The following is a 20,909-nucleotide window of genomic DNA, read 5'->3' as shown; positions in this document are numbered from 1 at the left end:
GTCCAGGGCAGGCGCTGCTGTCTCAATGTGAGATACCGGTCACACCGTTGCCGAACTACCTTGGTGAGTGTTCGCTGGGGTGATCCGTCGATCGAGGAGGTGCACGATGACGCTGCGCGAGTCGATCCTGCAGTCGTGGCAGCGCTCGGAGGCGTCGCTGGTGAACGTCGACCAGCCGTCGCCGGCGTACATCCCGGGGAACGTCGACACCACGCTCACCCGGGCGGCCCGGCCGGTCATCGACGCGCTGGCCTCGGAGCTCACCAACGAGCCGGTCTGCATCATCCTGACCGACGCCAAGGGCGTCGTCCTGGACCGCCGCGGCGGCGATCCGGCGCTGATCCGCCGGCTGGACGCGGTCGACCTGTCCCCCGGTTTCAGGTACGCCGAGTCCGAGGTCGGCACCAACGGGATCGGTACGGCGCTCGAGGTCGGCGGCCCGATCCTGGTGCTCGGACCTGAGCACTACAGCGGTGTACTACGCCGGTTCGCGTGCGCCGGCGCACCGATCACGCACCCGGTCACGGGCGGGCAGCTGGGTGTCCTCGACATCACCACGCAGGCGCAGAACTCGAACGCGGTCCTGCTGTCGTTCGCGAAACTCGCGGCCCGGCGGATCCAGGAACGGATCGTCGAGGAGGCCAACGCGCTCGACCAGGCGCTGCTCAGCGACTACTACGCGGCCTGCCGGCACACCGGCGGCTCGGTGATCGCGCTCGGCGAGGAGGTGTTCATGATCAACGCGCACGCCCAGGCGCACTTCGATTCGGTCGACCAGGCCGCGCTGATCGACCGGACCCGGGACGCCCGCGGCGGCACCCGGCCGTGCACGTTCATCGCCGACCTGCCGAGCGGGTTCACCGCGCGGCTCGCGTACCAGCCGACGTACCTCGGCCACCGCCTGGCCGGCGGCATCGTCCAGGTGCGGGAGCACCGCTCCGGGCTGCGGAGCGCCGGGAGCACGACCCGGGTGCCGACACTGCCCGGCGTCATCGGCGCCAGCGCGCTGTGGCGGCACACCGTGCAGGAGGTCCTCGACTCGGCCGGCCGGGCGGAGTGGATCGTCGCCGAGGGTGAGCCGGGCACCGGCAAGCTGACCCTGCTCCGGGCTGTGCACAACTACTCGCGGCCGGGCGCCCGGTTGGTGATCCTCGACGCCGACGATCCCGAGCTCGTCAACGTCGCGGCCACCGAGCTCGAGGAAGGTTCGGACCTCGTACTGCGGCACGCGCACCTGCTCTCCACCGAGGACATCCACGCACTCGTGGACGTTCTGCAGACCGTCCGCGACAGCCTGTCCGACGAGCCGTGGATCGCGTTGACCGTCGTCACCGGGCAGTCCGGTGCGCAGGACGAGCTCGACACCCAGCTGCTGCGGTTCTTCCCGCGCACAGTCGCCGTACCACCCTTGCGGCACCACCTGGACGACGTACAGGCGCTCGTACCGCACCTGCTCGCGCGCACCGGTGTCGCCGGCGTGACACTCTCCCAGGCCGCGCTCAATCAGCTGATGCGGCTGCCGTGGCCGGGCAACGTGACGCATCTGCGGACGGTCCTCGGCGAGGTCGCGCGGCGGCGTCGGTCCGGAGTCGTCGAGCTCGACGGTCTGCCCGCCGAGTGCCGGGCGACGACGCGCCGGCACCTGACCCGGTTGGAGGCGCTCGAGCGCGACGCGATCGTCGACGCGCTGGCCGCCCACCACGGCGACAAGGCGGCCGCTGCGCTGGCACTCGGGATGTCCCGCGCGACGATCTACCGGAAGATCCGCGACTACGCGATCGTCACCTGAGCTCGTCGCGCGGGCCGTATCTGGTCAGGCCAGCGCGAAGCCACCCGTCCAGGGGGTCTTCTCGGCGACCGCGAGGGTGAGCTGCAGGAAGCCGACCGCCTCGAGCTCGCGGGCGCGCTTCAGGGAGCCGACGTCGACGGCGCGCAGGCCGCCGGCCGAGACGATCCCGGCCAGCAGCGCCTTGGCGTCCGCGTCGTCGCCGGCGATCAGGACCGCGGTCGGGACGTCGCCGGCCTTGCCGGTCGCGACCGTCGCCGCGAAGTTCGTGTTGAACGCCTTCAGCACCTTGGAGTCCGGGAGCTTGCCGGCCAGCTCCGCCGCCGCGGAACTGTCCGCGGGAACGGTCAGCGAGTCGAAGGTCTCGAAGTTCAGCGGGTTGCTGATGTCCACCACGACCTTGCCGGCCAACTGGTCGGCGCGCTCGGCGAGCACCTGCTGGTACGCCGGGTACGGAGTCGCGAGGATCACGACCTCGCCGGTGACCGCCCGGTCCTTGTCGGTGGAGTTGAACAGCTCGACGGTGTTGCCGCCCTTGGCGACCACCGCGGAGATCGCCTGCCCCATGTTGCCGCTACCGATGATGCTGACGTGCGTCATGCTCTCGCTCCTCTTTGGTTGTAGCTTCAACCATGACGATAGCCCTACTTTGTTGTAGCTACAACCTTTTGCTGGCAGAATGTTCCCATGAGCACACAGTGGCTGGACGACGCGGAGATGACCGCCTGGCTGCGGCTGGTCAGCGTGGTCGAGCTCCTCCCCGGCATCCTCGACTCGCAGTTGCGCCGGGACGCCGAGCTCACGCACTACGAGTACTACGTACTCGCGATGCTGTCCGAGGCGCCGAAGCGGACGCTGCGGATGACCGCGCTCGCGCAACGGACGAACGCCACGCTCCCCCGGCTGTCACATGTCGTGAAGCGGCTCGAGGACCGCGGGCTGATCGAGCGGTTCCCGTGCCCGGCCGACGCCCGCGCCACCAACGCCCGGCTCACCGCGGCCGGCTGGCAGAAGATCAGGGCCACCGCCCCCGGTCATGTCGCGACGGTCCGGCAGCACGTCATCGACGCGCTCACGCCGAAGCAGGTCACCCAGCTCGCCGAGATCGCCGGCGCGATCCTCGACGCGGTCGACCCGGACGGCGACCTCAGCGCGGTGTACCGACGCTGACCTCCAGCAGGACCTTCGACGCGACCGTCCGGTCGCTTGCCAGCTCGAACGCGGCCACCGCCTCCGCGAGCGGGAACGTGTGCGTGACGATCGGGTCGACGTACAGCCCGCCGGCCAGCCACTCGATCGCGGTGTCGATCTCGTCCGGCCAGTCGGTCGCGTCCGCGCGGACGGTCGCGGTCGCACCGACCTCGGCCGCCAGCGCCAGCGGGGTCTCGTGCAGATCGGTCGCGATGATCTCCCGCGCCCCCGCCTTCCGCAACGCGGCCACCACCAGCAGACCGATCGGCCCCGCACCGGTGACGAGCACCCGCTTCCCGTCCACCGCTCCTTCACCGGCCCGCCGTACGGCGTGGATCGCCACCGACAACGGCTCCGCCAGCACGGCCCGCCGCAACTCCAGCCCGTCCGGCAGCACCCGCACCTGGCCGGCCGGCAGGATCAGCTCCCGGACGAACCCGCCCTGGATGTGCGGCATCCGCGCGGCACTGCCGAGATAGTTGCTGAAGGCACAGATGTTCCGCCGGTCCTGCACGCACTCCGGGCACTCGCCGCACGGCGTCGCCGGATGGATCCCCACCGGCGTACCGACGGGAAGATCCCCCGCACTCACCCACCCGACCACCTCGTGCCCGAGCACCAACGGCTCCTGCACCCGGAAGTTCCCGACGCCGCCGTCGCGGTAGTAGTGCAGATCCGTCCCACAGATCCCGCCGTACGCGATCCGCACCGCGACCTGCCCGGCCCCCGGCTCGACCGCGTCCTGTTCCTCGACCCGCAGATTCCCCGCAGCATGCACCACACACGCGTACACGAACCCACCACCTCCGCCGTCGCCGTCCCCCGACGGTACCCGAGGTATTTACAGAACGTGTCCGGCCAGCCATTCTCGGTCTCAGGGGCGGGGGTTGCGGTGCAGGGGGTGGACTTGTGACCGTGGAGCAAGAACAGCAGGTGAACCAGCGGCCTTGGTGGCGCGTCTGGCAGGGCCGTTCGGCAACAGGCGGCAGCACGTCGCCGGGTTCGAAGGTCTCGAACGTGTACGCCGTGGAGGCCACGGCGATCGTGGGCGGTCTGCTCGCGACGATCGCGTACGCCGCGGCCGGGTCGAACGCGAGCCTGTCCGTCGTGTCCGCAGCGCTGATGATCGCGGTCGCCGCACTGGGCAGCGGTGTCCTGGTCGGCATTCTCTTCGGCGTACCACGGACCACCGCGGGCAACGACCGGCCGGCCGGCGGAGATGCCGCCGTACCCGCCACCGCTGCTGTCGGTGCGTTGAGCGCCGTCGGTGCGAACACGAACCTTGAACAGATCTCGGACTGGCTCACCAAGATCCTCGTCGGCGTCGGCCTCACCCAGTTCGCAGCGATCAAGCGTGAGGCCGCGCAACTCTTTCACTCGCTCGCCCCCGCGCTGGGCAACGGCAACGGGCGGGCGTCGTTCGCCGGCAGCGTGGTGATCTACTTCTTCGTCGTCGGATTCCTCACCGGCTGGCTGTACGCACGGCTGCGTCTCGGCCTGCTGATGAGCAACACCGACGCCCTGCTCGAACTGGCCCGCCGCGCGGACCGTGCGGGCGACACCGAGACCGCGCAGACCGCACGCGAACGCGCCAACAGCCAACTCTCCCTGGCCACCGACGCTTCGCCCACGACCCCGGCCGGAACGACAGACCTGATTATCCAGTACAACCGGCTTCGCGACACGCCGCCGAGTGCACGCCGTACCACTCAAATGTCCGAGGTCGTCCGCCAGGCCCAGCGCCTCCTGGCCACCCGGCCCTACACTCCACTCGACGTCACCCAGCTGTTCAACGAAGGCACCCGGGGCAGCCGGATCGTGGCCCTCGCCATGATGGAAGCCGACCCTTCCCTGGCCGACTTCCCGTCGGTCCTGGACGCGATCCAGAACTCGCGGTCAGCCTTCGAGCAGTACCACGCGCTGACGGTCGCGAGCCTCATGTCCGCAGCACTCGCCCAGGACGACAAGTCTCGACTACGGCAGGCCCTGGAGTCCGACGAGGTCCGCAGCAAGTGGGAGGGCGACACCAGCCGCGCCACCCTCGCAGCCACCATCCTCGCCACCCTCAAACCACCGACCGGCTGAGACGTTCATCCGGCGACCTGCCGTCTCACTGCGCTTCGAGAAGCTCCTTCAACCGGGTGAGGTCTTTGTTGTTCGCTCGCCGCATCGCGGCAGTCATCAGCGGCGCCGCGACCCCGGCGAACCCTGTCGGCTCACCACGGTTCCGCAACGTCATGCGGGTCGAACCCGTACCCGCCGGCACCCACTCGTAGCTCGTTTCCATCGGGAACGGCCCCTGCGCCGTCCGCATCACCAGCCGCCGGCCAGGGACCAGCTCGACCACGTCATAGGTGTAGGCCAGCCGCCGCCCCAGGAAGTGCGCGACGAAGTCCAGCTGCGATCCGACGCCCACGGGCGGCTCGGTCCGCCAGTTCACGGACTCGATGTTCGCGTACCACCGCGGGGCGTTGGACGGATCCCCGGCGTACTCCGCCACCACCGCCACCGGACGCTCGATCACGATCTCGGTCAGTACGTCGACTGTCATGGCTCCTCCTCGCTCTGAAGGTACCGCCGCGGCCGCCGGTTATCTGAAGTCGCGGGATTTGGTGCGGGCGGCCAGGGGGAGGCGTTGGAGGTGTTCGGCGGAGAGGTTGGTTACTTCGCCGGCGCGCTCGACGCGGCCGCGGATGATGAGGGCGGCGGCGTTGCGGGCTACGGCGGCGTGGTGGTGCCAGCAGCCGACGGTGATGACGATGTTCGCCATGCCGGTCTCGTCCTCGAGGTTCATGAACGTGACGCCGGAGGCGGTGGCCGGCCGCTGGCGGTGGGTGACGACACCGGCGACCCGGACGCGGGCGCCGTTCGGGGCCTCGCGGAGCTGGGCGGCGGACAGGATGCCTTCGGCGCGGAGCTGTTCGCGGACGCGTTCCATCGGGTGGCTGGTGGTGGTGATCGCGGTCGACCACAGGTCGGCCATGTCGGCCTCGACGTCGCTCATCCCGGGCAGTGTCGGCGGCGGACCGGCCGCGCTGATCCCGGCCAGCCGGCCCGGGCGTTCCTCGGCCGCGCGGCCCGCCTCCCAGAGCGCCTGCCGCCGGTCCAGGCCGAAGCAGTCGAACGCCCCGGCGGTCGCCAGCGCCTCGACCTGCGCCGCGGTGATCCCGGTCCGCCGGACCAGGTCGGCCATCTCGGTGAACGGCCCGCCGCGGTCCCGCTCCTCGACGATCAGCTTCGCGCCCTTCTCCCCCACCGTGCGCACCTCGGCGAGCCCGAGCCGGACCGCGAACGCCCCGTCCCGGCGGTGCGCCGTGGTGTCGGACGGCGCCTTCGGGTCGAACGGCCCGACCGGTGGCTGCGGATCGTCCAGACAGGCCGGCGACCCGGTCGGCCCGGTGAGCTGCTGTCCGTCGACGAGCAGCTCGAGCCCGGCGTCGACACCGGACAGCTGCAGCTGCGGACGCCGTACTTCGACACCGTGCCGGCGGGCGTCCGCGACCAGGGACTGCGGCGAGTAGAACCCCATCGGTTGCGCCCGGAGCAGCGAGGCCAGGAACGCCGCCGGGTAGTGCAGCCGCAGCCAGGTGCTGGAGTAGACGAGCAGCGCGAAGCTGATCGAGTGCGACTCGGCGAACCCGAAGTTCGCGAACGCCTCGATCTTGGCGTAGATGTCGTCGGCCAGGTCGCCGGTGATCCCGTTGCCGGCCATCCCGGCGTACAGCTTCTCCTTCAGTGAGGAGATCCGCTCGATGCCGCGTTTCGACCCCATCGCGCGGCGCAGCAGGTCGGCCTCGTCGCCGTCGATCTCGCCGACCGCCATCGCCATCTGCATCAGCTGCTCCTGGAACAGCGGCACGCCCATGGTCCGCTGCAGCACCGGCTCCAGCTTCGGATGCAGGTAGGTGATCGGCTCCTCCCCGGTCCGGCGGCGGATGTACGGGTGCACGGCGCCGCCTTGGATCGGGCCCGGCCGGATCAGCGCGATCTCGGTGACCAGGTCGTAGAACCGTCGTGGTTTCAGCCGCGGCAGCGTCGCCATCTGTGCCCGGGACTCGACCTGGAACACGCCCACCGAGTCCGCCCGGCAGAGCTGGTCGTAGACCCCGGCCTCCTCGCGCGGGATCGTGTGCAGCTCCCAGGACTCGCCGATCTGCTCCCGGACCATGTCCAGGCAGTACTGCAGCGCGGCCAGCATGCCGAGCCCGAGCAGGTCGAACTTCACCAGCCCCATCCACGCGCAGTCGTCCTTGTCCCACTGCAGGACCGTGCGGTTCTCCATCCGGGCGTGCTCGATCGGCACCACCTCACCGACCGGCCGCTCGGTCAGCACCATCCCGCCGGAGTGGATCCCCAGGTGCCGCGGGAACTTCAGCAGCTCGCTCGCCATCGCCACCACCTGCGGCGGGATGTCGTGCTGGGTCGACGTGATCTCTGGGCTCCAGCCGTCCACCTGTTTCGACCACGCGTCCTGCTGACCGACGGAGTACCCGAGGGCCTTCGCCATGTCGCGGACGGCGGACTTCGGGCGGTAGGAGATCACGTTCGCCACCTGGGCCGCGTTGCGCCGGCCGTACTTCTGGTAGACGTGCTGGATCACCTCCTCGCGGCGCCCGGAGTCGAAGTCGACGTCGATGTCCGGCTCCTCGGCGCGCGTCGTCGCGAGGAACCGCTCGAACGGCAGGTCGTAGAGGATGCTGTCCACCGCGGTGATCCCGAGCGCGTAGCAGACCGCGGAGTTCGCCGCCGACCCCCTGCCCTGGCAGAGGATCCCGTGGTCGTGGGCGAACCGGACGATGTCCTCCACGATCAGGAAGTACCCCGGGAACTCCTTCTCCTCGATCACGGCCAGCTCCCGCTCCAGCCGCTGATAGGCATCCGGCCGCTGCTCGCGTGTCCCGTACCGCCGGGCCGCGCCCTCGAACGTCAGCACCCGCAGCCACGACATCGGCGTCTCTCCCTCCGGTACGTCGCGCAGCGGCAGCTTCGGCTTCGCCCGCGCCAGGTCGAACGCGAGCTGGTCCGCGAGCGTCACCGACCGCGCCACCGCCCCGTCGTACCGCCGGAACCGCGCGGTCAGCTCCGCGCCGGAACGCACGAACGCCATCCCGCTCGACGGCAGCCAGCCGTCCATCGCGTCCAGGTCCCGCCGGGCCCGGACGGCGGCCAGCGCGGACGCCAGCCGGTACTGCGCCGGGGTCGCGTAGTGAACGTTGTTCGTGGCAACTACCGGGAGGCCGCGGTCGGCGGCCAGCGCGGCCAGGATCCGGTTCCGCGTGGTGTCGGCGGGCAGGTGGTGGTCGATCAGCTCGACGACCACCCGGTCCTTGCCGAACAACGCGGTCAGCCGGTCCAGCTCACGCCCGGCCGCGGCCGGGCCGTCGGCCCGCCCGCCGAGCTCGAGCGCCTGCCGGACCAGCCCCTTGCGGCAGCCGGTCAGGATCACCCACTGGTCACGCCCCTCGGCGGCCAACCGCTCCAGTGAGTAGACCGGCTTCCCCTTCTCCCCGCCTTTCAACTGCGCCTCGGTGATCTCACCGGCGAGTTTGTGGTACCCCTCCTGTCCCTCGGCCAGCACCAGCAGGTGACTGCCCTCCGGGTCGGCCACCCCGTTCTGCGGGCCGGTCAGCCCGAGTGAGAGCTCCGCCCCGAACACCGTCGGCAACGAGTACGCCGCGGCGGCCTCGGCGAACCGCGCCGCGCCGTAGAACCCGTCGTGATCGGTCAACGCCAGCGCATGCAACCCCTGCCGAACGGCGGCCTCGACCAGGTCCTCCGGCTGCGAGGCCCCGTCCAGGAAGGAGAAATTCGAATGCACGTGCAGCTCCGCATACGGCACCGCATGCTCCGGCCGCCGAACCGGCTCCGGCACATACGGCCCCCGGTGCTGCGACCACGCCGGACTGTCCCCACCGTCGGCCGTCACCGGCCGCCCACCATGGCTCCCCGGCCGGGAGCGATCCGACAGCTTCCGCTCCAGCTCCGACCACTTTATCGGTGGATTGTTATATCCCATCGAATGCACCTCCCACCAGAAGAATAGAACACCTGTTCGAAGAACGGAAATTGGCTGGCCCCCACTAGTTGTTATGTCTCAGGACTTCGGTGACGGTTCTGCATCAGGACATCGGTGACACTGCAAGGATTCTTGGTGGTGACACTTCCGCGCCGAGGCTCGGGCGGTGGCTGCCAATGAACCCATCGATCCTCGTGTCCGTCTCGCGATCACGCAGTGGCCGTCTGATGCGCCTCGCGGGGCGGTCTCGACGTTCTGCGCCGAGCACGGCATCTCGCGCAAGACGTTCTACGAGATCCGGCGGCGCGCCCTGGCTGACGGGCCTGCGGCAGCGTTGGAGCCGAGGTCGCGGCGACCGAAGTCGAGCCCGTCGAAGCTGGCCGACGAGGTCGAGCGGCAGGCGATCGGGGTCCGGGCTGCACTCGAGCAGTCGGGGCTGGACTGCGGCCCGATCAGCGTGCACGACAAGATGCACGCAATGGGCCTGGAGCTGGTGCCGTCGGTCGCGTCACTGGCCCGGATCTTCCGGCGGGCCGGCGTGGCGCGGCTGGAACCGCGCAAGAAGCCGAGGGCGGCGTGGCGCCGGTTCGTGTATCCGGCCCCGAACGCCTGCTGGCAGCTCGACGCCACCGAGTACGTGCTCACCCGCGGGCGCAAATGCGTGATCTTCCAGCTCATCGACGACCACTCCCGCTACGCACTCGCCTCCCACGTCGCGTGGGGCGAGACCACCGAGGCCGCGATCGTCGTGTTCGACAAGGCCGTGACCGCCCACGGCGTGCCGCAACGGCTGCTGTCCGACAACGGGATCGCGCTCAACCCGTCACGCCGCGGACTCCTGGGCCAACTCGTCGTCCACGTGATGGCACTAGGCGTCGAGCCGATCACCGGCAAACCCTACAAGCCGACCACCCAGGGCAAGAACGAACGCTTCCACCGAACCCTGTTCCGCTACCTCGACAAACAGCCACTCGCCGAGACGCTCGACGAACTGCAGGCCCAGGTCGACGCCTTCGACCACATCTACAACACCCAGCGCCCCCACCAAGCACTGCCCGGCCGCATCACACCCCAGACCGCCTGGGAAGTCACCGCGAAGGCCGAGGCGCCCCGCCCCACCCGCGACCTGATCCGCCGTCCCCCAAGCCGGCCCCGCCCCGTCCCCACACCGGCACCCACAGACCTGCCCGCCGACACCGTCATCAAGACACTGACCCCCAACGGCGCCTTCTACCTGGACAAGGTCCAATACATGGTCGACGGGCGACGAGGCTTCCAGCAGGTCCTCGTCATCACCGAAGGCGACAAACCCGGCGACAAGATCACCGTCACCGACCTGGAAGGCGAGATCCTCATCGAACACACCAGGCCCACGCCCGGAGTGACCTACGTCGGCAACGGGCGCCCCCGCGGCCCACCCCAAGACCCCGAACCGTCACCGATGTCCTGACACATCCAGTGTCACCGATGTCCTGATACAGAACTGTCACCCATGTCCTGAGACATCACACTGGCCCACACTAGTCCCGGCCCTAGTCCGTCGTGGACCATCGGATCCGGAGGCTCGAAGACAGACACGGTGCTCATCGGAAGCTGCCATGGGTACTCGAACAAACCCACCTCGCTGTCCTACCCGCCTGGGCTCGAATGGAGAGACGGTCGCCCCGATCCAGTACTGGGGCCAATCCGCAACTTGCGTTGCTGCCGAGGGCCACGGGACGTTCCGAACGCACGGGCGCGGCTACGCTCGGCCCGACGGTGTCTTGCACGCGGGTGACTCGTACTCGGGCGCAGCCACACTGTGCTGGAGGTCTAGGAGGACCGCGACATGGGCAGTGACACGAACAGCTGGTCGATGAGCTTTCCGTCTCGGCCACCGGCCGGCCAGTTCAAGCTGCCCGACATCGCAGTGATGACAGTTCGCTCAACCGGAGCGATTCGTTTCGCTCCACGCACACTCCGCTGCTGGATCGCACGCGATCAGATCGCCGTGCGATCCAGCACCGGGGAACTCATCTGGGTCGAGGACACCACGGCGCCCACGAGCAACCCCGACGAAGAGGTCGCATGGGTGTCCCCCAAGGCACCCGAAGCTCCCGCACTACGCGACCTGTCATCACTCTGCGCCTGGCTCGGCCTACACCCATCAGCGGTAACCCGGACCAGCACCACTGACCAATTCCTCGGTCGCGCCGTCCATCGATACGACGCCCACGACCTGCAGGACTCGCGCTTCACACCAGTCTCCATCACCGAAGATGACGAGTCCGGGGCAATCCTCAAGATATCCGCCACCTCTATATCCCGCGGTCCCCTGCAGCTCGAGGCCAGCACATTCGACCTCGTGCCCTGGAGTGCCGACTACTTCACCCCAACCAGCCCGATCTAACGCCGCCACACGATCCCAGTGCCAGCCGCGCCAAGCTCGCAGGCCCTACCGCCCCCACCTGTCGGCACTGCGTCGACCTCGGGACCGGGCCAGACGCTCGCGCGGTGATGCCGAGCGCCATCTGCCGTCTCCCGCCGAGAACACTGTCCACGACGCAACCATGCAGGTCATCTCCGCAATCGGAGCAGAGCGGGTCGAGGCACTCACCGACGAACTGGCGGCGCCCGCATACGACGTACTCACCGCGGACGAACTCGAGAACTGGTCGCGCGAAAATCGGTTGACCGGCGCGGCGGCCGGGCTGCTACCTTTTCGTCGTCCGTGACGATCACGCCTGGAGGTGATGCCCCGATGAACGCTGTAGCGCAGTGGGTGCTCCCTCCCGCGTGGTCACGGGCGGGCGATTGACGTAGGTGTCGTCGGGAGCGCCTCGAGAAGCTCCCGAAGGGAACACCTATGAACTCTTTGCCTTTCAGGCCGGGCCTCGGTGCCCGGCCGGTGACGATCTCGCGCGTCGCCGAGAACCAGTGGCATGCAGTGCAGGACGACCTGACCGTCGGACGCGGGTACGCGTCGCGGCGGCTCGACGGGCGGACCTTTCTCAGCATCGACACTTGGCAGGACGCCATCTTCGACCGGCTCGCCGTAGCGATGCTGGCCGATCAGCCGGCGCCGCGGTACACCGTGGTCGACGAGACCGACCGTGAACTCACGGCCGACTGGGAACGGGCCGGCTTCGTGGTCGCGCGGCGCGAGTCCGAGTTCGCCGTACCCAGCGGACCCATCCCGGCGGCAGTGCCCGCCGGGGTGACCATCACCACCGCCGACGAGGCGCCGTTGCGTGAGCTGGACCAGGCGATCCGCGCCGAGGTCGGGGCCGGCCCCGGCTGGCACACCATGCCCGCGGAAGTGCTGCCCTGGCAGGGCGGGACGCGGCCGCTCGACCCGGCGAAGTACACGGTCGCCGTCCGCGACGGCCGGTACGTCGGACTGCTCCGGGTGGCGACGCGGACAAGGCGCCCGCGGATCGGGCTGGTCGCGGTGCTGGCCGCCGAGCGCCGGCGCGGCATCGCCCGAGCCCTCCTGAGCCACGCCCTCCACAACACCGAGGCCACCGCGGAGGTCGACGAGACCAACACGGCCGCGATGGCGCTGTTCGAAGGGATCGGCCGGCGCACCGGCGGCAGTCTCGAGCTGATCAGCGGGAAGGCCTGACCATGTCCAGAGCAGCAGGCGGCATCGAAGTCGAGGGCACCGTCGTCGAGTGCCTCCGGAACGCCACCTTCCGGGTCGAGCTCAGTAACGGCCACAAGGTGCTCGCGCACATCAGCGGCAAGATCCGGAAGAACTACATCAAGATCGTCCTCGAGGACCGCGTCCTGGTGGAACTCAGCCCCTACGACCTCGACCGGGGCCGGATCGTCTTCCGCTACCGGAACTGAAACACTGTCACCCATCACACACACCTCCCGTCCCGATCAAGACTAGAACATGTGTTCGATCAGGCGCTAATCTGAAAACATGCTTGGTCGGTTCACGGTTCGGCCGTCCGACGACGGATCCAACAGGTTCGGCGTCTGGGACGGTGCGGTCAACGGGTGGCGTGCAACAGGTATCGAGGGCGAGGCGCAGGCGCGCGAGCTCGCCTTCGATCTCGATGTGCAGTACGACGCACACGGCCCCCGGGCCGCGGACGCCGTACGACGGATCGATCCCAGCCAGCCGGTGGAGCGGGCCACCTGGTCCACCGGCGAGCTGGAGGGCTGGATCCGGCACAACGGCCAATGGCTCGGCAAGTTCCGGGACAAGAACGGCGAACTCTCCTGGGTTCCCGGCGGAGACCTCCGCCCGCTCTAAGCGTGCGGCTTCGGTTTGGGGTTCTTCTTGTCCGGTGGCGGCGGCTTCGGGTTCGGGTCGCCGATCATCTTCTTCGGCGGGGCGACGAAGCGTTCGACCGGGAGGTCGCGCAGGGCGCCCTGCATAGCGGTCTCCCAGAGCGGGCCGGCGGTGCCGGAGCCGGTCGGGTCGGAGATGTCCTGGCCGTTCAGCGTATGGCCGTACATCAGGTTCGTGTACGGCGGGGTTGCGTCCGCGACCACCGCGGCCGCGGCCAGGTTCGGGGTATAGCCGGCGAACCAGACGGCCAGGTTCTGGTTGATGGTGCCGGTCTTGCCGCCCATGTCCCGGGTCCCGAACCGCAGGTGGCCACCTGTCCCGCCCGGCATCATCACCTCGCTGAGCACCCGGTTCACGCCGTCCGCGACCTGCCGCGGAAGCACCTGCTTGCAGTCGAACCCGGGCCCCGGCACCGGCCGGCCGGCCTTGTCCCGCACTGACGTGACGACCAGCGGCTTGCAGTACGTGCCGCGCGCCGCGAACGTCGCGTACGCGTTCGACAGCATCAGCGGCGTCACGTACCCGACGCCGAGCGTCATCGACATCACCTGGTCGAGCGGCTCGCCGGTCTGGGCGTTGTGCATCCCGAGCTTGGCCGCGATATTCGCGATCGGGCACAGCCCGGTCCGCCCGGACAGCTGCAGGAAGTACGTGTTGGTCGAGTACCGCGCCGCCTCGACCATCGTGAGGTCGCCGCTCTTGGTGGAGTTCTTCGGCTTGTACGTCGGATCGCGCGTCCACCCGGAGCAGGTCCGGAACCTGGTGTTGCTGAGGTCGATCTGGGCCGGCGAGTTGATCCGGTAGTCCATCGGGATGCCCTTGGCCAGTGCGGCCGCGATCGTGAACGCCTTCATCGTCGAGCCGTTCTGGAACCCGCCGTACCCGCCGTCGTACGACTTCTCGACGTTGTAGTTGTAGTTCGTCTGGTGCCGCCCGTTGCCGTACGGGCGGCTCTGCACCATCGCCTTCACCAGCCCGGTGCCCGGCTCGACCACCGTGACCGCCGCGATCGCGGTGTCGGTGGCCTTGCTGTGCCGGTCGATCGACGCCTGCGCGGCGGCCTGGATCCTCGGGTCGATCGAGGTCCGGATCAGCAGCCCGCCCGTCTTCAGGTAGCGGTCGCGGTCCTTCACAGTCGCACCGAGCGCCGGGTTCGCGAGCAGCTTCGAGACCACGTAGTCGCAGTAGAACGGGTACCGCGAGTTCGCGCAGCCGTTCGGCACCGGCTCGACCTGCGACTCGTCGATGACCGGCGTACGCAGCGCCTCGTTGGCCTGGTGCACGGTGATCACGCCGAGCTGGAGCATCCGTTTGATCACCACGTCCCGACGGGCCCGGGCGCGCACCGGGTGGTTGGTCGGGTTGTAGCCGCTCGGGTTCTTCACGATGCCGGCCAGCAGCGCCGCCTGCGGCAGCGTGAGTTTGTCGGCCGTGGTCCGGAAGTAGTGCTGCGCGGCGGTCTGGACGCCGTACGTGCCGGCGCCGAAGTTCGCCAGGTTCAGGTACCTCTCGAGGATCTCGTCCTTGGAGTACTCGCTCTCGACCGCGATCGCGTACCGCAGCTCGGTGATCTTCCGCTCGTACGAGACCTCGGTCGCCTTCGCCTGCTCGGCCGCGGTCCGCGCCTTCTCGACCAGGCTCATCTTCACGTACTGCTGGGTGATGCTGGACCCGCCCTGCTGCACCTCGCCGCCGGTCTGGTTGCGGATCATCGCCCGCAGCGTGCCCTTCAGGTCGAGCGCGCCGTGCTCGTAGAACCGGGAGTCCTCGATCGCGACGAGCGCCTTGCGCATGATCGGCGCGACCGCGCTCAGCCGGACCGGTACCCGGTTCTGCTCGTAGAGCGTGGCGACCAGCGTGCCGTCCGCGGCCAGGATCCGGCTGCGGACGGCGGGCACGTCACTCTGGAACTCTCTGGGCAGGCTCTGGACCGTGGACGCGACCTGGGCCGACCCCTGCCCGGCGAAGCCCGCGAACGGGATCGCCAGGCCGGCCGCGAGCGCACCCGACAGCGCGCTCACGCCGATGAACATGATCACCGACCGAGCCCAGTTGCGACCGCCCCTCTCGGCACGCATTACTCCAGGCTAATGCACCGATCACACTCCGGGTACCCCGGAATTGATTGCCTCGATCAACTTCGGCCGCAGTTCACTCGCCTTGATGACCTCGTCGACCGACCCGACCTCACGAGCTCGTTCGATGCTGTGCACCCGGTCGAACTCGGTTGCCACCTCCCCCAGTTTCTCTGCCCGTACGACGGTTCGTACGTCGGCGAGCTCCGTCGCGAGGGCAGCCCGCTCTGCGCCGGACGCCTCCCCGACCCGCTCGGCCAGCGCCGCCACCCGTGGGTCCGCGGCGGTCCGCGCGTCCACCTCGCCGGCGAAAACCACCGCGGCGGCCGGCGCGCCGCCGAGCACCGAGGCGAACGATCCCTCCACCGCGAGCACGGTCATCGACGGGTTCAGCGACTTCGAGAACACCACGAACGCACCGCCGTGGTACCGGGAGACGACGCAGAACACGATCGGGCCCTGGAAGTTCACCATCGCCCGGCCGATCTCGGCGCCGTACTCGAGCTGCAGGTTCCGCATCGAGTCCGGCGAGCCGTCGAACCCGGACAGGTTCGCCAGCACCACCAGCGGCCGGTTCCCGCTCGCCGAGTTGATCGCCCGCGCGACCTTCTTCGACGACCGCGGGAACAGCGTGCCCGCGGTGTACGTGTCCGGGCCGTCGGTGGGCGGGAAGCCCCGGCGCGGCACCGACCGGGACTCGATCCCGACCAGACACACCGGGAACCCGCCGAGCCGCGCGTCCACCACGACCGCGGTGTCGGCGTCGGCCATCCCGGCCCAGCGCTCCAGCACCGGGTGGTCCTGGTCGGTGACCGCCCGCATCAGCGTGCGGATGTCGAACGCCTTCTTCCGGTCCGGGTTGGTGGCCGTGGAGAAGATCTCGCCGACCGTCTTGAAGTCGCTGCCCGCGACCTCGTGCGGGTACGGCGTGACGTCGCGATCCAGCGGGTCGCTCGTCGGCGCCCGGCGCGGCCCGGGTTCGCCCGGGACGACGTACGTGTGGTCGTAGTACGTCATCAGCACGTCCCGGGCAGCCTTCAGGTCCGGCGCCCAGTACTGCGCCTGGCCGTTCGGGCCCATCACCCGGTCGTACCCGCCGATGCCGAAGTTGTCCTCGGCCGACACGCTGCCGGAGAAGTCCAGCGTCTGCTTGCCGGTCAGCACCATCGCGCTGTCCGGCGTCATCACCAGGATGCCCTTGGTGTGCATCAGCATCGTCGCCTCGGCGTTCCAGTACGGCTGCGCGCCGACGTTGATGCCCGCGACCACGACGTTGATCTCGCCGCCGGCCTGGGTGAACTCGACGATCCGCTTCAGCGCCTTCGCGACCCAGTCCATGTTCTCGGTACCGGAGTCCATCGAGATCCGGGCACCGGCCGACAGCGAGTACCACTCGACCGGGATCCGCAGCCGCTCGGCCAGGTCCAGGGCGGCGATGATCCGCGAGCACTCGGCCTCGGCGACCGCGCCGAGCGCCTTGGTCGGGTCGCCGCTCATCGCGACCCGGGTGACGCCCTCGGGGTACCGCTCGGTCGGCGTGGTGACGATACCGACGATGATGCCCGCCTTGTTCAGGCCCTTCGCCCGCTCCACCGGGACCAGGTTGCCGGCGGCGTCCAGGTCGTGCTCGACGAACGTACCCCCGTGGCCCGCGACCATGCCGCTGACCTCGTACGGGTAGATCGTGTTCCGCCGCCGGGACCGCTGCACCTTCTGCGCGTAGTCGTCGAGCGGCAGCAGGCGACCGGTCGGCGGCTGCTCGATCGACGTCACGACGCCGGCCCCGTGCTGGTAGTAGAACCGGGCCGCGACCGGGTTGATCGAGCCGTCCGGTGCCGCGACGTCGCCCTGCACCAGGACCTCCTCGATCCCGGCGCCCGCGGTCATCGGGGCGATGTTGCGCTGCAGCGCGGTCACCTCGTCGACCTGGACGTCGACCACCGGCCAGATCTGCACCCAGACGTGGTTCATGTCGAGCTTCGCGCCCGCCGCGCCGCGCGCGGTCCGGGCCTGGCGGATCGCCTCCAGGCAGTTCGCGATCGCGCGCTCGGCGTGCGGCAGCGAGGTGACCTGGCCGTCCTCGTCGCGGGCGACCGCGAACTGACGGACCTGGGCCAGCGCGACCAGCCGCCGGTCGGCCTCGTTCTCGCGTGCGACGCAGTAGTACAGCAGTACGTCCTCCGGCGCCTCCAGGCGGGTGATGCGGAAGTCGCGCAGCCGCCACAGGTTCAGCCGCCGGCCGACCATCGGGTGGACGCCGCGGACGTTGTCGTCCTCGGTCATCGATCCGCCGGCCGGGCGGTACGTGAAGTACGAGACCGGCCGGCCCTGCCCAGGGGCGACCGCGACCGAGATGCGGCGTACCCGCTGGGCGATCGGCAGGTCGGCGACCATCCGGCGGTACAGGTCCGCGGCGTCCTGCTGCGACTCCGGCAGGTCCGGGCCGTACAGGTACAGCTCGACGACGGCCTCGTGGCCCGCGGTCCGGGCGTCGATCCGGTCGGTCAGCGCCCGCGACAGCGCGCTACCCGGGTCGGCCAGCTCGGCGACCGTGCCGACCGTCGTGACCAGGTGGCTCGGCTTGTCGTCGATCGTGTAGTCGGCGGTCGCGAACGGCCGCCCGTCGACCGCGAACGCCCGCAGGTCGTGCAGCTCGTACTCGCGGTAGTGCCGGCGGATCAGGACCTCGAGCATCGGCTCCTGCTCACCCCAGCCGTGCTCCAGCCGCTGCGCCAGGAACCGGACGATCGGCTCCGGGATCGCGGCCAGCGCGTCGATCCGCTGCTGCCGGTCCGGCGCGTCCGGGTGCGCGGCCAGGTCGGCGACCTCGTCGCTGACGCCCGCGATGATCGACGCCCGCTCGGCGTCCACCTGCGGCTGGTCGAACCACCGGAACCGCACACTCCGGGCCAGGTCGCCGACCACCGGGAACCGCAGCTGCGTGGCCAGCACCAGCCGGTCCAGCAGGTCGTGCACGCACTCGTCCAGCGGCGCCTCCGGCAGCGGCTCGGCGATCCACCGCTGCAGCACGGACGTCACCAGCAGTACGTCGGGATTCGACCGCAGCTGCGCCAGGAAGATCCGGAAGACGGCTTCCTCGAGCTCGGGGCTGCGCTCCAGCCCAGTCACGCCGTAGTGGCTGAGCACCCGGCTCAACCGCGCCTGGAACTCGGCCGGCAGCCCGCCGCGGTCCGGGTCGAGGCTCTGCAGGTACGTGTGGAAGTACTCCCGCGGGCTGTGCACGCGGTTCTCGATCGTGGTGTCGGCGCCGGCCGGCCGGTTCCGGCTCAGCTCGGCGAAGTCCGCGAACACCGCCAGCAGATCGATCTCCCCCGCCACCGGAGGCCCTGCGGACTGCGCCGTCAGCTCGGCTCGCGCGGCGAGGTAGCCGGCCAGCATGCCGCCTTCGTCCTGCGGGTCGATGTCGAACCCGAGCAGCATGCTCCGCAGGTCGTCCAGCCCGCGCTCCGCCCGCTCGGCCGCGGACTTCTCCCCGGTCCCGTTCGGCAGATCCAGCTGTACGCCGTTGTGCACCGGCGCAGCTTCTTCCACAGCGGACTCGTCCGCCACCGGCTCCAGCCGGAGCAGCGGCGCACCGGTCTCCACCTGGCTACCGGTCGAGACCTGCAGCTCCTTCACGGTGGCCTTGAACGGCGCGTACAGCACCGTCTCCATCTTCATCGACTCGAGCACCAGCACCGGCGCACCGGCCTCGACCTCGGAACCCGCCGGCACCGGTGTCGCCACGACCAGCGCCGGCGCGGGCGAACGCAGTACGCCGCCCTCGTCGCGACTCACCCGGTGGGTGACGCCGTCGACCTCGACCAGATGGACCGGGCCGTGCGTCGCGGTCACCAGCCGGAAGCGCTGCCCGCCGACGACCAGGCGGCTCGTGTACTCGTCCAGCCGCTCGAGCTCGGCGTCCACGATCTTCAGCTGCCCGTTGCCGACACCGACCCGGAACCGCTCGGGGCCGATCCGCGCCACGGTCACCTGATAGCTCGCGCCGCGCAGCTTCAGGTCGATCGCGCGGCCGACTTCGTGCTGCACCTGCGGGCGGCCGCCGTGCGCGGTCTCGTACAACCGGGTGCGCTCGACCTGCTCGGCGTCCTCGTACCCCTCGATCGCGGCCGCGACCAGCGCGACGCCGGAGTGCCGGTGCGACACCAGCCGGCCCTCACCGCGGACCCGGTCGATCCAGCCGGTGTCGGCGCTGCCGTCGATCACCTCGGGCTGGTCGAGCAGCTCGAGGATGAAGCTCTTGTTGGTCGCGCCGCCCTCGATCAGTACGGTCGTCGCCCGCATCGCGCGCCGCAGCCGGGCCAGCGCCTCCTCGCGGGTCCGCCCGTACCCGATGATCTTCGCGATCATCGAGTCGAAGTCGGCCGGGATGCTGTCGCCGGCGCTCACCCCGGTGTCGACCCGGATCCCCGGACCGGACGGCAGATCGAGGACGACGATCCGGCCGGGCGACGGCGCGAAGTCGCGGTCCGGGTCCTCGGCGTTCAGCCGGGCCTCGACGGCATGCCCGCTCTCCACCGGCTTCGGGCCCTCCAGGCGGCCGCCGGACGCGACGTGCAGCTGGGCCTTCACCAGGTCGAACCCGGTGGTCAGCTCGGTGATCGGGTGCTCGACCTGCAGCCGGGTGTTCACCTCGAGGAACGCGAACGACTTCTCGCCCGGGTGGTACAGGAACTCGACCGTCGCCGCGCCGCGGTACCCGACCGCGATCGCGAGCCGCTCGGCCGACGCCTTCAGGTCGTCGACCTGGGACGCGGACAGCAACGGCGACGCGGACTCCTCGATCACCTTCTGGTTGCGGCGCTGCACCGAGCAGTCCCGGACGCCGAGCGCCCACGCCGTACCCTCGCCGTCCGCGATCACCTGGACCTCGACGTGCCGGGCGCCGGTGACCAGGCGCTCCAGGAACACGATGCCGCTGCCGAAGGCGCGGGCCGCCTCCTCGCTGGTCCGCGCGTACGCGTCGGAGAGCTCGTCGGCGGACCGGACCACCCGGATGCCGCGGCCACCGCCGCCGGCCGTTGCCTTGAGCATCAACGGGTAGCCGATCCGGTCGGCCGCCTCGAGCGCGGCGGCCAGCGACTCGACCGCGCCGCGGCTCCACGGCGCCACCGGTACGCCGACCTCCTCGGCGATCAGCTTCGAGCCGATCTTGTCGCCGAGCTTGCGCATCGCCTCGGCCGACGGGCCGATGAACGTGACGCCGATCCGGTCGCACAGCTCCGCGAACGCCGGGTCCTCGGCGACGAACCCCCAGCCGACCCAGGCGGCGTCCGCCCCGGTCTCCCGGAGCGCGCGCTCCAGCACCGCCAGGTCCAGGTACGGCCGGTCCGCCGCCGGGCCGAGCGGGTACGCGATGTCCGCGGACCGCACGAACGTGGCGGTGCGCTCGCCGTCGGTGAACAAGGCCACGGTCTCGATCGGGTCACCGCCTTCGGCGTTGACTTCCCGGACCGCGTTGATCAGCCGCATCGCGGCTTCTCCCCGGTTCACTATTGCGATACGCTTGAACATAGACCGCCTCCGTGTCTCACC

At 70.0% G+C, this 20,909-nt stretch carries 14 protein-coding genes and 1 pseudogene; 9 read left to right on the top strand and 6 right to left on the bottom strand.

The features are described 5' to 3' along the window. Positions 1-106: 106 nt before the first annotated feature. On the top strand, positions 107-1,789 hold the full coding sequence (locus tag JOF29_RS17020) for a sigma-54-dependent Fis family transcriptional regulator (protein WP_209695155.1): 1,683 nt from the start codon (positions 107-109) through the stop codon (positions 1,787-1,789). A gap of 24 nt (positions 1,790-1,813) precedes the next feature. Here the strand turns inward: JOF29_RS17020 and JOF29_RS17015 are convergent, their stop codons facing one another. Next, on the bottom strand, positions 1,814-2,386 hold the full coding sequence (locus JOF29_RS17015; RefSeq protein WP_209695154.1) for an NADPH-dependent F420 reductase: 573 nt from the start codon (positions 2,384-2,386) through the stop codon (positions 1,814-1,816). 87 nt (positions 2,387-2,473) lie between these two features. Between JOF29_RS17015 and JOF29_RS17010 the strand changes: the two genes are divergently transcribed. Then, positions 2,474-2,956, top strand: coding sequence for a MarR family winged helix-turn-helix transcriptional regulator (locus JOF29_RS17010; protein ID WP_209695153.1), 483 nt, complete (start codon positions 2,474-2,476; stop codon positions 2,954-2,956). Here the strand turns inward: JOF29_RS17010 and JOF29_RS17005 are convergent. After that, positions 2,934-3,770 carry an alcohol dehydrogenase catalytic domain-containing protein gene (locus tag JOF29_RS17005; RefSeq protein WP_307863411.1) on the bottom strand — a complete coding sequence of 279 codons (837 nt, stop codon included), beginning with the start codon at positions 3,768-3,770 and terminating at the stop codon, positions 2,934-2,936. The two genes, JOF29_RS17010 and JOF29_RS17005, sit on opposite strands and share 23 nt — an antisense overlap. 116 nt (positions 3,771-3,886) lie before the next feature. On the opposite strand from JOF29_RS17005, the gene JOF29_RS17000 reads away from it, so the two are divergent. Next, complete coding sequence (locus tag JOF29_RS17000; RefSeq protein ID WP_209695152.1) at positions 3,887-5,062, top strand: hypothetical protein; 1,176 nt, start codon at positions 3,887-3,889, stop codon at positions 5,060-5,062. Positions 5,063-5,087: 25 nt separating this feature from the next. Here the strand turns inward: JOF29_RS17000 and JOF29_RS16995 are convergent, their stop codons facing one another. Both JOF29_RS16995 and JOF29_RS16990 read right to left on the bottom strand, forming a co-directional pair. Beyond that, positions 5,088-5,528: an SRPBCC family protein gene (locus JOF29_RS16995; RefSeq protein WP_209695151.1), complete on the bottom strand. Its 441-nt coding sequence runs from the start codon at positions 5,526-5,528 to the stop codon at positions 5,088-5,090. Positions 5,529-5,567: 39 nt separating this feature from the next. Further along, positions 5,568-8,993: an error-prone DNA polymerase gene (locus JOF29_RS16990; RefSeq protein ID WP_209695150.1), complete on the bottom strand. Its 3,426-nt coding sequence runs from the start codon at positions 8,991-8,993 to the stop codon at positions 5,568-5,570. A 166-nt stretch (positions 8,994-9,159) separates the two neighbouring features. Between JOF29_RS16990 and JOF29_RS16985 the strand changes: the two are divergent. The 6 genes and pseudogenes from JOF29_RS16985 to JOF29_RS16960 all read left to right on the top strand — a co-directional run. After that, positions 9,160-10,098, top strand: a pseudogene (locus tag JOF29_RS16985) (integrase core domain-containing protein); the annotation flags it as partial. Between the two features lie 723 nt (positions 10,099-10,821). Next, positions 10,822-11,382, top strand: coding sequence for a hypothetical protein (locus JOF29_RS16980; protein ID WP_209695149.1), 561 nt, complete (start codon positions 10,822-10,824; stop codon positions 11,380-11,382). Between the two features lie 160 nt (positions 11,383-11,542). Continuing rightward, positions 11,543-11,707, top strand: coding sequence for a hypothetical protein (locus JOF29_RS16975; protein WP_209695148.1), 165 nt, complete (start codon positions 11,543-11,545; stop codon positions 11,705-11,707). 131 nt (positions 11,708-11,838) lie between these two features. Further along, positions 11,839-12,597, top strand: coding sequence for a GNAT family N-acetyltransferase (locus tag JOF29_RS16970; protein WP_209695147.1), 759 nt, complete (start codon positions 11,839-11,841; stop codon positions 12,595-12,597). A gap of 2 nt (positions 12,598-12,599) precedes the next feature. After that, positions 12,600-12,824 carry a translation initiation factor IF-1 gene (infA, locus tag JOF29_RS16965; protein WP_209695146.1) on the top strand — a complete coding sequence of 75 codons (225 nt, stop codon included), beginning with the start codon at positions 12,600-12,602 and terminating at the stop codon, positions 12,822-12,824. Between the two features lie 79 nt (positions 12,825-12,903). Next, positions 12,904-13,239, top strand: coding sequence for a hypothetical protein (locus tag JOF29_RS16960; protein WP_209695145.1), 336 nt, complete (start codon positions 12,904-12,906; stop codon positions 13,237-13,239). On the opposite strand, the gene JOF29_RS16955 is transcribed toward JOF29_RS16960, so the two are convergent. Together JOF29_RS16955 and JOF29_RS16950 are read right to left on the bottom strand one after the other, a co-directional pair. Further along, entirely contained in the window at positions 13,236-15,356 is a 2,121-nt protein-coding gene (locus tag JOF29_RS16955) for a transglycosylase domain-containing protein (RefSeq protein ID WP_209695144.1), read from the bottom strand. The two genes, JOF29_RS16960 and JOF29_RS16955, sit on opposite strands and share 4 nt — an antisense overlap. A gap of 21 nt (positions 15,357-15,377) precedes the next feature. Further along, complete coding sequence (locus JOF29_RS16950) at positions 15,378-20,888, bottom strand: ATP-binding protein (RefSeq protein ID WP_209695143.1); 5,511 nt, start codon at positions 20,886-20,888, stop codon at positions 15,378-15,380. Between the last annotated feature and the right edge of the window lie 21 nt (positions 20,889-20,909).

This window comes from Kribbella aluminosa (assembly GCF_017876295.1).
In the GTDB taxonomy this organism is placed as follows: Bacteria; Actinomycetota; Actinomycetes; order Propionibacteriales; family Kribbellaceae; genus Kribbella; species Kribbella aluminosa.
Note: the sequence above shows the minus strand (reverse complement) of the source record. Positions and strands in the feature narration are given on the sequence as shown.

Excerpts from the sequence above, each read along its gene's own strand:
- JOF29_RS16960 (WP_209695145.1), top strand. The coding sequence starts at position 12,904 with ATGCTTGGTCGGTTCACGGTTCGGCCGTCCGACGACGGATCCAACAGG.
- JOF29_RS16980 (WP_209695149.1), top strand. The coding sequence starts at position 10,822 with ATGGGCAGTGACACGAACAGCTGGTCGATGAGCTTTCCGTCTCGGCCA.
- JOF29_RS16970 (WP_209695147.1), top strand. The coding sequence starts at position 11,839 with ATGAACTCTTTGCCTTTCAGGCCGGGCCTCGGTGCCCGGCCGGTGACG.
- JOF29_RS17020 (WP_209695155.1), top strand. The coding sequence starts at position 107 with ATGACGCTGCGCGAGTCGATCCTGCAGTCGTGGCAGCGCTCGGAGGCG.
- JOF29_RS16955 (WP_209695144.1), bottom strand. The coding sequence starts at position 15,356 with ATGCGTGCCGAGAGGGGCGGTCGCAACTGGGCTCGGTCGGTGATCATG.
- JOF29_RS17010 (WP_209695153.1), top strand. The coding sequence starts at position 2,474 with ATGAGCACACAGTGGCTGGACGACGCGGAGATGACCGCCTGGCTGCGG.
- JOF29_RS16975 (WP_209695148.1), top strand. The coding sequence starts at position 11,543 with ATGCAGGTCATCTCCGCAATCGGAGCAGAGCGGGTCGAGGCACTCACC.
- infA (WP_209695146.1), top strand. The coding sequence starts at position 12,600 with ATGTCCAGAGCAGCAGGCGGCATCGAAGTCGAGGGCACCGTCGTCGAG.
- JOF29_RS16995 (WP_209695151.1), bottom strand. The coding sequence starts at position 5,528 with ATGACAGTCGACGTACTGACCGAGATCGTGATCGAGCGTCCGGTGGCG.
- JOF29_RS16990 (WP_209695150.1), bottom strand. The coding sequence starts at position 8,993 with ATGGGATATAACAATCCACCGATAAAGTGGTCGGAGCTGGAGCGGAAG.
- JOF29_RS17015 (WP_209695154.1), bottom strand. The coding sequence starts at position 2,386 with ATGACGCACGTCAGCATCATCGGTAGCGGCAACATGGGGCAGGCGATC.
- JOF29_RS16950 (WP_209695143.1), bottom strand. The coding sequence starts at position 20,888 with ATGTTCAAGCGTATCGCAATAGTGAACCGGGGAGAAGCCGCGATGCGG.